This window comes from Thalassoglobus polymorphus (genome assembly GCF_007744255.1).
In the GTDB taxonomy this organism is placed as follows: domain Bacteria; phylum Planctomycetota; class Planctomycetia; order Planctomycetales; family Planctomycetaceae; genus Thalassoglobus; species Thalassoglobus polymorphus.
Genome location: NZ_CP036267.1, coordinates 3,528,832 through 3,541,359, shown reverse-complemented (window position 1 = coordinate 3,541,359; position 12,528 = coordinate 3,528,832). Strand labels below are relative to the sequence as shown.

The following is a 12,528-nucleotide window of genomic DNA, read 5'->3' as shown; positions in this document are numbered from 1 at the left end:
GGAGTTCGACAATGAACAATGTTGTTAGACTGGCAATGGTCGATCCGCAGGATCAGTCGCGGAATTCGATCAAGAACCTTCTACTTGGAATTGATTCCGTATGGCTCGAAGCTGAATGTGCGCGCTATGAATTTTTCACTGACATCATCACGCAAACGCAACCCGATATCGCTTTGATCACCCTTGACGGGGATCAGCAACGCGGATTGGCAGTCATCGCTGAGGTACATCGTGAATCGCCGGATTGTCAAATCCTGGTGGTGAGTAAATCTCAGGAAGGGGCGCTCATTCTGCAAGCGATGCGAAATGGAGCAAAAGAATTTCTGAGTGCTCCATTGAACCTCGATGACTTCATGGCCGCTCTGGATCGAATTCGAAACATCAGTGGTGGAAAAGATGGAAAGTCAAAAAGCTCGACAGTGATGGCTCTCATTGGAGCCAGTGGAGGAGTTGGCTGTACGTCACTGGGAGTGAATCTCGGATGTGCGCTGGCCGCCAACGAATCCAACAGTGTTGCCATCATGGATCTCGATTTGTCGTTGGGTGACGCCGATGTTTGGCTGGACATCATTCCTGACTACACGATTCAGGACGTGGCGGAAAACGTGAACCGACTCGATTACTCGATGTTGAAACGTTCTCTGACTCAGCACGCAAGTGGAGCCTTTTTACTTCCGCGTCCCGTTCACATGGAAGAAACCGCTCCGATGACCTCGGAAGAGCTTCAGCGTGTGATTGCATTGCTGAAAGCGACATTTACACATTTGATTATCGACCTTACCAAGTCGTTTACACCGCTTGATCTTGCAGCGTTGGAGGTCTCCGACCAAATCCTGTTTGTAACGCAGCTCGATCTTCCCTGTTTAAGGAACGTCGTTCGCATCAACCAGTTTTTGGAAGAGCGTGAGCTCAACGACAAAGTGAAAGTCATTGTAAATCGAGTTGGCTTGGGAGATGCTCAAATCTCTCTGAATAAGGCACTCGATACCATCGGACGCGAGGTTTTCTGGCAAATTCCTAACGAATACTCGCCAGTGATTGAATCTCGAAATAATGGAGTTCCGTTGGTGACAGAATTCCCGAAAGCAAAAATCACGCGTGCCATTCAGCAGTTGGCAGTGAAAATTGATGCAACAAATGCAAATGGCGGCGAAGTTCCCAAATCGGAAACGAAAAAGAGTGGTCTCTTCAGCTTCTTAAAGTAGCCATTCTCAATTTGAGTCTGATACAATGGCGATCCCGTTGACCGTTCATCAACAGCGAGTGTTTTCACTCGCTGTTTTTCATTTCAAAGGACAAAGCAATATCGATGTCTGAAGCGAGCAAGTACAAACGTGTGATTCTGAAACTCAGTGGTGAAAGCTTCTGCCGGGAACGCGAAAGCGGTATCAGCATGACAGAAGTTGCCCAGATCTCACAGCAGATCAAAGACATTGTCGAGACAGGTGTGGAACTCGCCATTGTGTGCGGCGGTGGGAACATCTTGCGTGGAAAGCAGTTTTCCGCAGTCAGCGCGGCGATTCACCCTTCGACTGCCCACTACATGGGCATGTTGGCGACCGTGATCAATGCGTTGGCTTTACAGGATGCACTTGAAAACGAAGGTGTCCCGACGCGCGTTCAATCCGCTATCCGCATGGAAGGTGTCGCTGAACCGTTCATCCGTCGACGTTGTATTCGTCACTTGGAAAAGGGCCGCGTGGTCATTCTCGCTGCCGGAACGGGAAGCCCATTTGTGACAACCGACACCGCCGCAGCCTTGCGAGCTCGCGAACTTGGTGCGGATGTATTACTGAAAGCAACGAAAGTTGATGGCGTCTACTCTGAAGATCCGGAGAAGAATTTACATGCCGTCCGGTACACCGACATTTCTTTTCGGGACGTTCTGAAACAAAATCTACAAGTCATGGACGCGCAGGCGATTCATCATTGCATGGAGCATGAAATCCCAATTCATGTCTTCAACTTTGGTGTTCCTGGAAACATCCTGCGAGCAATCAAAGGAAAGAAAATTGGAACGGTTGTGCATGCTTAAGAGGGAATTATTGTCCGAAGAGTTGTCCTGAAGTCGAGCCGCCATATCGCAATTCACATCCTCACAAGATTCCTGATTCCTCTTCGTCACCGACGAGCTTTGGAACCGTTACAAGGGAGTGAGCGAAAGCTGCCATGTGGCGAACAGTAATTTCGCTGGTGAAACGCCTTCTTCGCGGGCACGTTCGTGGTCGAACAAGCTGCTCTCGTGAATACCTGTGAATCTGCTTTCTGGTTTGAAATCTGAATTCAACCTTGAAGCTGAATGAACTCGCCAATCATTCCCAAGACAAGCATTGAACGTCCACTTTGGAGGGCGTGCGTCAGTCACCGGAGAAACCAGTCGAAAATGGTTGGGAACCTGAGTTCAATCAGGGAAGCGAGCGACGAATCGGTGGACGGACGATCAGTTATTGGCTACAGTTGCGCCATCTGCATGATGGAGGGAGCCAGATGGCGAGAGAGACGACTTTCTTAGACGATGACGATGACGACGACGACAATCGGGACAACAGCGACAATTTCGGCAACGATCAAGGCGACAACGACGATTTGCCTTTGAATCGCGGCGACTTCGATCCGAATTCCCGGGAAATTGATGAGCGTCTTCGCCCTCAGAGTTTAAGCGATGTCATTGGACAATCGAAAGTTGTGGAGCGCGTTCGCGTCATGCTCGATGCGACAAAAAAACGCAACGATACTCTCGGGCATATCCTCTTTGATGGTCCTCCCGGAATTGGAAAAACAACTTTAGCCACAGTCATACCCAGAGAACTCGGCGTCGATTTTCAAATCGCAGCCGGCCCGTCGCTGGATGCACCTAAGGATTTACTTCCTTATCTTACAAATGCCGGCCATGGTTCCGTCCTCTTTATTGATGAGATTCACCGCTTGCGACCTGCAGTCGAGGAATTTCTTTACCCTGCGATGGAGGATTTCCGGATCGACATCGCTTTGGGCGAGGGGCTTAACGCGCGCACCATAAATATGCAGTTGAAGCCATTCACTGTGATCGGGGCGACAACACGAGCCGGAATGCTAACCGCTCCCATGCGAGACAGGTTTGTGTACCGAGAGCATCTCGACTTCTACGAACCAGACGATTTGGTCGAAATCGTCAAGCGAAACGCGGTTAAACTGAAAACGTCTCTCACAGAAGAAGCCGCTGGAGAAGTTGCACGACGAAGCCAGGGAACACCGCGTAAGGCCAATAACATCCTGCTGAGGACCAGAGACTTTGCAACACTGAGAGATCCCAACGGTCAGATCACGACAGCGATTGCACATCACGCAATGGAGATGCTCGAGATTGATTCACTTGGTCTCGAACGCCAGGACCGACGCTATTTGGAAACAGTCGTTTCGGTATTTCAGGGAGGTCCAGCAGGGCTTTCGGCAATCGCACATAGTATGTCGATTCCGACAGATACACTCGAAGATGATATCGAACCGTTTTTATTACGGTCCGGCTTGATCCAACGAACGCCGCGTGGGAGGATTGTGACCGATCGTGGGTATGAGCACCTGGGTCTTGATCCCGGTTTGAGTCCATTCATTTAATCCACCCGTACTTCATCTTCGACAACTTCACTTGAAAAGTCAGGAGTGACAATGGCTGTTCAACCGATTCCCGATGGTTTCCATTCTGTGACTCCTTATCTAATCATCAGCGGGGCCAGTGAAGCCATCGGCTGGTATCAAAAAACGTTTGAAGCGACCGAGCATCTTCGTCTCGATGGACCAGGCGGAAGTGTCGCCTATGCGGAGATCAGGATCGGGAACTCTATTGTCATGCTTGCTGATGAACATCCAGGGATGGGAGCACATGGTCCTGATCATTTCGGCGGTTCACCAACGCACCTGATGATTTATGTTGAAAACGTCGATGAGGTGTTCAACCGTGCGGTCGCAGCAGGAGCCGAAGTCGTGCGTCCTTTGCAGGATCAGTTTTATGGAGACCGATCGGGAACACTCAAAGATCCATTTGGTCACCAATGGTCAATTGCCACGCATATTGAAGATCTGACGCAGGAAGAAGTCGATCGACGTTTTGCTGAAATGATGAAAGGTTAGGGCATCTTTCGAATTGGTGTTCAGGTTCTGCTTCGTGGCGGACAGTCTATGATGTCATGAAAGTGATCTTCATAGACAAGGCAAGCATTGAAAATGATCGAATAAAAATTCTTGCCTCACTCTCAGAACGAGGCGACAATTTGACCAATTGCTTCCAGAGTGACGTCGATCTGTTCAGGAGTGTTGAATGCTCCAAAGCTGAAGCGAGTCGTTCCACCTCTTGCTTGTGTGCCAATTTCAGCATGAGCACGAGGAGCACAATGCAGGCCGGATCTGGTTTCTATACCGAAGTGTTCATCGAGCAGTGAGCATAAGACCTGAGGCTCTAGTTTGTCTGTATTCAAACTTACGAGACTGACCCGGTCGGGCTCACCGTCAGTGAAGTAGGTCTCAATCGAAGGGAGTGCGCGCAACCCTTCGACGAATTGCTTGGTTAATTTCTGTCCTTGCAGATGAATCTTCTCGACCGTCTCAGTTTCCAGCCATCCCAGCGCAGCTTCAAGTCCGAAGAGACCTGGAGCGTTATGGTTGCCGGATTCATATTTCTCGGGGAGTGATTCCGGCTGCGATTCGGATTCACTCGTCGTCCCGGTTCCTCCTTGTCGATGTGAAGGTAATTCAACTTCGAGACCGGGACGAATTGCGAGAAGCCCAGTTCCGAGTGGTCCAAGTAAGCCCTTATGCCCCGGACAAGCCAGGAAATCAACGTTGAGTTCCCGCATCGAAACTGGAAAGTGTCCAACTGTTTGGGCGGCATCCAACAACACGTAAGCTCCCGCAGCATGGGCGAGCTCCACAACCTGTTTGACTGGTTGGATGATCCCGGTCACATTGGAGGCGTGAGTGGTGCAGACAAGTTTTGTTTTCTTTGCGAGTGTAGCTTTCAGTTGTTCTAAATCGATCTGGCCCAACTCGTCCCCGCCGAGAAAAGTCGTTTCGACATTTCGTGAAGTTGCAAGCGCATGCAGCGGTCTCAAGACAGAATTGTGCTCCCAGCAAGTCGTGACAACATGGTCTCCCGCATTCAGAATTCCGTGGAGTGCAAGATTGAGGGAATCCGTTCCGTTGAATGTGAAGAACAGATGTTGTTGGCTGGCAACATCGAGCAGCTTTGCAAGACGGTTTCGACAACGATCAACTCGGCTTTGGATGCGAGCCCCAACTTGAGTTGCTCCGCGACCAACGGCTCCCCCAAGTTCAGTCTGGTACTCGTTGACCGCATCGTAAACAGAAGGAGGCTTCGGAAAACTCGTCGCTGCGTTGTCGAGATAAATTCGCTGGCGCTGCTCCGTCATTCCGGGAGTCCTTCAACCAGAAAGACGTTTAGAGTGCGTGCCCCATGTGCCCCTTTTACCAAGGCTTGCTCAATGTCCGCTGTTTTCGATGGACCGGAAATAAACGTTCCGAACGATCGAAGTGAGGGATCAATTCGTTCGTAGGCTTCGTGCATATTATTGACGATGGCACTCTTCGGGACGACCAAAGCCAAATGCTGTGAAAGAAAGAACAGAACCCGTAACGAGACATTCTCGTCCGTGACCCAGATCGACCCGTTCTCAGCGACCATCAATTGACCGGGAAGAATCGCAAAGTCAACTGACTTGAGATCGTGTGGATCCGAAATTGTGCTGAGGTCCATTCGACCATCAAAAACTCCGGGGACACAAGAAACCACGAGATCATCGTCGGAAACAGAATCTCCGAGGATTGTTGGGATTTCGTCCAGGTTTGAGATGACATGCGCCGCCCCACCAACTGATTCTAACGTTGCAATAAATTGCGAGACTGGATCTTCGTACTGAATCCAGTCACCTTGGTGGTCAGGCAGCGGAACCGCCTGAGGAAGGTTCTTCTTAATTTTGTTGAGAATCTGGTCACGCGAGGACATGGTCAGGCCTGACTCTGGTGGATGAAGCAGGAATTCAAGAGATCAAAACAGGTTCGCCAACGGACCAGTTCATTCCGTCTCGATGCACACGTCGGTAGAGAGTGTCTCGTTCAACTGGTTCACAACCAGCTTCCCGAATTAATTCGTGGAGTTGACTGACCGTTAAACCTTCTGGAGTTTCCGCACCGGCATCGTGATAGATCAACTCGTGGACCACTGTTCCGTCCAGATCGTCCGCACCAAAACCTAGTGCGATTTGTGCTGTCTGCTCACCCAGCATAATCCAATACGCTTTGATGTGATCGAAGTTATCGAGCATCAATCTTGAAATGGCCATCGTCCGTAAATCGATGTTGCCAGAAGGCTTGATGATGTTGTCCATACGGGTGTTTTCCGGATGGAAAGCCAATGGGATGAACGTTTGAAAACCGCCGGTGAGGTCTTGGAGGTCTCTTAATCGACAGAGATGGTCAATGCGGTGCCGGGCCTCTTCAACATGTCCATAGAGCATTGTTGCATTCGAGCGCAGGCCGAGTTCATGGGCTGTTCGGTGGATATCAATCCAGCTTTGAGAATCTGCTTTGTGTTCACAAATTTGAGAGCGAACCCCCTCATCAAAAATTTCAGCTCCTCCGCCAGGCAAGCTTCCCAAACCGGCATCAATGAGTTGCTCAAGAATCCAGCGGTACGGTTTTTTGGTCAGGTGAGCAAACCAGTTGATCTCCACGCCTGTCCAGGCCTTGATGTGAATCTCTGGCCAAGTTTCGTGAATCACACGCACGACATCGACGTACCAGTCAAATTTTTTCTGGTGATGCAACCCACCTACGACATGGATTTCAGTGGCTCCGGCAGCTTTCGCTTCCAGAACACGCTCTTGAATCATCGGCTCATCGAAGACGTAAGACTTCTCGTCTTTCAAGTCTGACCGGAACGCACAGAATTTACAGCGATAAACGCATACGTTGGTTGGGTTCAAATGGATGTTGGTATTGTAATACGCAACGTTCCCGTGCATGCGTGTACGGACTTGGTGTGCCAGTTGTCCGAGCGTGAGCAGGTCGACATGCTCTTCCAGGAACATGCCGTCCTCAAAGGTGAGGCGTTCTGCGTTGGAGACTTTGTCTCGAATTTTCTCAAGCGTCGATGCGTTACTCATTTGCTCACGCAGTTCTAATTGTTTGGCTCTCGCTGAATTGAAATTTCGCTACGTTTGGTAAGCAAGCTAACCAGATGATTCAAGAAACGCGTCAATTCGGGTCCGAAAGAATACCAGTCGTAGATTCTTGATAATTTAAGCGAAACGTTGTGTCCAAGGTCCGCGCACGCAGCTGGGGCAATCAATCAGCTGCGCCGACCTGTTTAGTAGGAATACGTTGGTTCCGACTGCACCTTTGACCGTACGATAACGAAATCATTAACTAAAAACGGGGCCAGTGAGGCCCCGTTTTCATTTTTCTGACCTTAGTCGTTTCGAAGCTTCAGGTTCATTTCTGAAAGCTTGTTCCGAATCTCGTTCAGGGATGTCACTCCGAAGTTCTTGGCCGAAAGTAGCTCGTCCGGTGTACGGATCAGAACTTCACCAATTGTGGTGATTCCCAAGCGAGCCATACATTTCCGACTACGAACCGAAAGGTTCAAATCGCTAATCGGAAGCTGAACTGCAGCTTGCTCTTCTGCAGTGAGTTCACGGTTGTCGAATGACGGTTCCCGTTGTTTTTCGTGAAGGTATTCACCAATCGACAGGCCGTGGACCTCCATGAGTTCACGAACTTCGATCAACGATGTTTCACCGAAGTTCTTTCCGGAGAGCAATTCCTGTTCGCTGATCTCAGTCAATTGACCGAGCGTGTCGATTCCCATAGTCGCCAAGCAGTTTCGGCTTCTCACTGAGAGTTCGAAATCGGTGACAGGTCGAGCAAGAAGTTGCTCAAGTCGTTGTTGTTCTTTCAGCGACTCTTCGTCGTAGTACATGTCGCTAGTGGCTTCGATGTCCTTCAGGTAGAGGATCGCTCGCTCGTTCCCTGGATCGTACTTGAGGACTCGTTCAAAGCAGTATTGTGCCGCCGAGTAATTTTCTTTGTCTTCGTAGAGAAGCCCCAGATTCAGCAATGCTCCACGGAGATATGGTGGGCGGGAGAGGCAGCGTTCATAGAGTTGAATCGCTTCTTCATCATCGCCGTGGCGACTGTTCTGGACAGCCAGTGCAAACAGAGCACGCTGGTGATGCGGGTCCATGTCGACGGCGCGTTCGAAGTATTCGATCGCTCCGAACGTGTCTCCACGATCTGACAGGATACACCCCATTTGGTAGGAGTATTCTGCGAGTCGAGCACCATCTGCTCCGGTGCTACGGATCAATTCTTCAGCATCTTCGAGCCGTCCTGCTCGTCGGATGGCACCTGAACGGCGGAGTGTACTCTCTGTTGGTTTGTAGCCAAGCTTTCCAGCTTGCTCGAATTCCTTCGCAGCATCTTCGTACCGCTCTTGAGAAAGCAGTGCCTGTCCCAAGTAGTAGCGGCCAATTCCGTCGTTGGTTCCGGTTAAAAGCTCTTCGGCAACAGTGGCGTTCCCGATGTAAAACTGACCAATTCCGGCACGAACAATCAGGCCAGGATCGGACTTGGCCTCTTCGGTGATTTGTTCAACGGCTTTTCGAAAATCAATTGCTCCAGCGCCGATGGCTGCTGAGAGCATGCGTTGCAACTCTTCACGACCAAGAGTTGCCGAATCTCGTAGAACTGCGACAAAATCAAAGCTCGGCACCGTTGGCTGAGCAGGCGGTTGCGATGCCGGTTGTTCAGACATCTGCGGTGAAGAAAGGTGCGATGCGGATTGATCTTGTGGCTGTTCAGGGGGAACAATCGCTGAAAATGGCGTTGGTTCCGACTCTGGTGATGATGGTGTAAACAACGGACTCGCACTCCTTGATTCTTAAAAATCGTCGCGAAGATGATCGAATCTTCTATTGTAGCAAGCAAATACGTGGAATCAATCGCGTTGAAACTTCCAGGTTGCCTGTGAGAATTTTGCTGCTTTGCAGGGTCCGATCACTGGGAATCTGTTTATTATGAAAGTTTTGATGCGTCGCAGGAAAAAGTTGGCACGGCGTGGAATTCCCTTGGAAATCCTATGGGGCACCGGCATTCTCGTCAAACTTATCCTTCGTTGAGCATCATTGGGCCACTCAGCCTCGCCTCGCTTCTCGATCATATGGGACTGCATAAAAGGGGATGCCGCGCCCAGTGCCTGTTCAATCTGAAAGTTTCTTATTTTCGCCCAGCTATGCAATTCAACAACTTAACAGCTGTGAATCGAATCGCTGAGAGAAACTTACGAACTTATTGACAGATAAGAGGGCCCCGATGGGATGTTGGGGCTTTCGTTGCTTGTCTGAGTTAGTCCTGTTGTTTCGGCTGATTGACCGGGAGAGCGGCATCAGGCGACTGATTCTTTCATCGCCGGTTACTCTCCGTTGCCCAGGTACTTCAGCTGAATTTCTGTATTCGGAAGTTCCTTCTTCAGCTTCTCGACCCCTTCTTCAGTCACAGCGGTTCTTGTGATTTTAAGATCCTTCAGTGATTTCAGGCCTGCCAATTCGGAGAGCCCGTCATTGGTGATGGCGGTCGAACCGAGGTGCAGGAAGGTCAATTGATCCATTCCCTTGAGGTAGACAAGCCCTGCGTCACTCAGTTGGGTATTGTCCAGATTGAGCCAGTTGAGGTTTGTCAGCTTTTCAAGATGAGCGACACCATCGTTCGTTAACGCGACGCGCCACAAGTTCAAACGCTTGAGAGTGGTCATGTTTGCGATGGGGGCCAAGTCCGCATCGAAGAGTGAGCTGTCCTCGCTCAAATCGAGATCTTCAAGCTTCGAGAGTTGGCTGACATGCTTCAGTCCGGCTCCAGTCACTTGTGAAAGCTTCGAGAGACGAAGTTTTTTGAGATTCGGGAACAATTTCATCTGTGCTAAGTCTTCGTCGCCGACGAGGGTTCCGGCGAGATAGAGTTCTTCAAGGTTTTTGAGGTCACCAAGCTGAGAGAGTCCTTCGCCGCTGACCCACAGAAAGTCGAGCAGCAAGGCTTTCATGCTCGTTAGCTTGCCAACGTGGACCATTCCATCATCGTCGACATCGGTGACTCCACTTTTTCCTGAGAGTCTGAGTGCGCGCAATCCGTCGAGATTGACGAGATGTGCCAGCCCCTCGTTGCTGATCGGACAGTCACGAAGATCGAGATTTCGAAGAGTTTTGATCTTGCCGATCTGTTTGAGTCCGTTGTCAGAGATCTTGGCCTCATTCAACAGAATCGATTGTAGTTTCGTCAGCTTTGTCAGTGTTTCGAGGTCATCGTCGCTGACTGATGATCCACGGTAATTGACCTCTGTGACATATCCGTTCGAGTCTTTTTTAATAGATGTTGCGACACGCTCGATCGAAGCGACGACTTCAGGGTCGTCAGCAGGTGTGGCTTCGACTGGTTCTGCAGGCGTCGGAGCCTCTGAGGTTTCAGAGGGCGTTTGGCTCGTGGATGGGGCTGGAGTTTCGGTCGCAGGTTTCTGGCAACCGGAAATGATGAGTGCGGTTGCAACACACGCGATGGTTTTCAGGTTCAAATTCGGCATTGAGAATATTCTTCGTTGATGTGTCTTGCGTCGAGGATTCTACGCTAAGGTTCGAAAAGCGGGCGTTTTCGCAAATCGCTCGATGATATTGATTCAAGAGATTCTATGGACCTCTTCCGAGTTGATCCACCTGCCGCAAACTTTCGTGAGAAAAAGATGCGAAATAAAAAAGGATTGGAATTCAAAATGGCCACAGTCGAGCAAGGAAATTTGATCCCTGCTCGGAGTGACTCATCTGAATCGCAATCCCTGACGGTAAAAGCTTCTCTCGCGACTCTCACCAAACCTGAAACCGAGGTCGTTTTGAGAACCGGTGTGGTTGTCAGAACGCTCCTCGTTTCAGAGTTTTTGTGAGCGAATTTTAACCAAGTCCGCTGACATTCCAGCCATCTCGGTAGGTCCGTTTAATGAACTGATCCGCAGAGGGTTCGCCTGTCGCCTTCATGTTTTCGCTGTCCCACTGAATTGTCTTTCCGGAGCGGTACGCGACATTCCCCAGGAGAACTGTTTCAGTGAGCGGTCCGGAGTATTCGAACGGACAGGAGGTCTTCCCGTCGGTTGCGACTGCGTTTGTCCATTCCTGATAGTGATTGTGGTCGGAGAACTCGGGCCATTTGTAGTCTTCGAACTTCTCTTTTGGAAACAGTTCCGGCATTTCCGGAAATCCAAGGAAGAGGTTTCCTTTTTCACCGATGTAAAGAACTCCATTCTTTGATCCTGCCCAGTCTTCAGGAGCTTGGAAGAGTTTGCGATCTGGCTGTAAACCGGCTTCGTACCAATGCACGTCAACCGTTTTTTCAGTCTGTTTAGTTCCCGGGAATGTGTAATGCACGATGCACCACTCCGGACCACTTTCTGAGGTTGGCGGTGGACCTTCAGCGCTGATCGTTTTGGGTGGTCCGAGTTCGAGAGCGTCGATCACAGGGTCCATGAGATGGCAGCCCATGTCTCCCAGTGCTCCGGTTCCGAAATCCCACCAGCCGCGCCAATGGAACGGATGATACATTCCGGTGACGAACGGCCGCTCTGGGGCGGTTCCCAACCAGTCATTCCAGTGGACCTGAGCTGGTACCGGATCTTTCTTCGTGGGACGTTCAAGTCCTTGCTTCCAGAATGTTCCCGGTCGGTCGGTCCAAACGTGAGCCTCTTTGACTTTTCCGATGGCTCCATTTTGAATTGCGTGGACGCCCAGCTTGAGTCGTGCCGTCGCATGGTGCTGAATCCCCATCTGGGTGATCAGGTTTTTCTCTTTGGCGAATTCGGTCAACTGCCGGGATTCAAACACATCGTGTGTTAACGGCTTTTGCGTATAGACATGCTTTCCCAGTTCCATCGCAGACATCGTGGCAGGAGCGTGCGTATGGTCTGGCGTCGAAATTGTGACGGCATTAATATCTTTTTGCTCCAGAAGCTTCTGCCAACTTGTGTACTTCTTCGCTTTTGGAAATTTGTCAGCAGCTTTGGCAAGACGCCCTTCGTCGATATCGCAAATGGCGACAATGTTATGTCCGACCGAGACCTCAAGCATGTCGGACCAACCTTTTCCGCCCACCCCGATACAGGCGATGTTCACTTTGGCAGCTGGCTTGGATTGTGCTTGAACGACCATCGGCCCCAAGACCGCAGTCGACGCAACGCCTTGTAAAAAGTGGCGACGAGACAAGTTTTGTGCAGACATCAGCTTTCCTTTTGAGTTTGGATTCATGACGGCATTGTAGAGGATAGATCTTTATCCGTCGATTCTTGAGTTGTCCTGTCTTCCTCTGGGGGAAGCGGGGATTTTTCGTGAAGAATATACCTGCTCTGTGGGCTGTGGATAAGCGATTTGATGAACTCATGTTGATAAAGTGTGTCGGAAGAGTGAGGAAGTCAGGCAACTCTTATCTTTCCTCAAGAAAGCTCAACAAAAT

Annotated in this window: 10 protein-coding genes; 4 read left to right on the top strand and 6 right to left on the bottom strand. The window is 50.2% G+C overall.

The genetic code is table 11. The features are described 5' to 3' along the window. The first annotated feature begins 11 nt into the window (after positions 1-11). From Mal48_RS12740 to Mal48_RS12725, 4 genes are all read left to right on the top strand, one after another. Complete coding sequence (locus Mal48_RS12740) at positions 12-1,205, top strand: response regulator (protein ID WP_145199883.1); 1,194 nt, start codon at positions 12-14, stop codon at positions 1,203-1,205. Positions 1,206-1,309: 104 nt separating this feature from the next. After that, positions 1,310-2,035: a UMP kinase gene (gene pyrH / locus Mal48_RS12735; RefSeq protein ID WP_145199880.1), complete on the top strand. Its 726-nt coding sequence runs from the start codon at positions 1,310-1,312 to the stop codon at positions 2,033-2,035. Positions 2,036-2,487: 452 nt separating this feature from the next. Beyond that, a complete protein-coding gene (ruvB, locus tag Mal48_RS12730; RefSeq protein ID WP_145206149.1) occupies positions 2,488-3,594 on the top strand; it encodes a Holliday junction branch migration DNA helicase RuvB in 1,107 nt (368 codons plus the stop codon). 51 nt (positions 3,595-3,645) lie between these two features. Continuing rightward, positions 3,646-4,107, top strand: a complete 462-nt coding sequence (locus Mal48_RS12725) for a VOC family protein (RefSeq protein ID WP_145199877.1) — start codon at positions 3,646-3,648, stop codon at positions 4,105-4,107. 122 nt (positions 4,108-4,229) lie between these two features. Here Mal48_RS12725 and Mal48_RS12720 read toward each other — a convergent pair whose 3' ends face one another. The 6 genes from Mal48_RS12720 to Mal48_RS12695 all read right to left on the bottom strand — a co-directional run bounded on the left by Mal48_RS12720 (position 4,230) and on the right by Mal48_RS12695 (position 12,296). Continuing rightward, the gene (locus Mal48_RS12720; protein WP_145199874.1) at positions 4,230-5,402 is read right to left on the bottom strand and encodes an aminotransferase class V-fold PLP-dependent enzyme; all 1,173 of its coding nucleotides are present in this window, start codon (positions 5,400-5,402) and stop codon (positions 4,230-4,232) included. Then, the gene (locus Mal48_RS12715; RefSeq protein WP_145199871.1) at positions 5,399-5,995 is read right to left on the bottom strand and encodes a LutC/YkgG family protein; all 597 of its coding nucleotides are present in this window, start codon (positions 5,993-5,995) and stop codon (positions 5,399-5,401) included. Before Mal48_RS12715 ends, Mal48_RS12720 begins: the two co-directional genes overlap by 4 nt. Positions 5,996-6,029: 34 nt before the next feature. Continuing rightward, complete coding sequence (gene mqnE, locus Mal48_RS12710) at positions 6,030-7,154, bottom strand: aminofutalosine synthase MqnE (RefSeq protein WP_145199868.1); 1,125 nt, start codon at positions 7,152-7,154, stop codon at positions 6,030-6,032. Positions 7,155-7,459: 305 nt separating this feature from the next. Continuing rightward, positions 7,460-8,908 carry a DNA-directed RNA polymerase subunit alpha C-terminal domain-containing protein gene (locus tag Mal48_RS12705; protein ID WP_231739527.1) on the bottom strand — a complete coding sequence of 483 codons (1,449 nt, stop codon included), beginning with the start codon at positions 8,906-8,908 and terminating at the stop codon, positions 7,460-7,462. Between the two features lie 552 nt (positions 8,909-9,460). Then, positions 9,461-10,618, bottom strand: a complete 1,158-nt coding sequence (locus Mal48_RS12700; RefSeq protein ID WP_145199865.1) for a leucine-rich repeat domain-containing protein — start codon at positions 10,616-10,618, stop codon at positions 9,461-9,463. A gap of 361 nt (positions 10,619-10,979) precedes the next feature. After that, the gene (locus tag Mal48_RS12695) at positions 10,980-12,296 is read right to left on the bottom strand and encodes a Gfo/Idh/MocA family protein (protein ID WP_197441673.1); all 1,317 of its coding nucleotides are present in this window, start codon (positions 12,294-12,296) and stop codon (positions 10,980-10,982) included. Between the last annotated feature and the right edge of the window lie 232 nt (positions 12,297-12,528).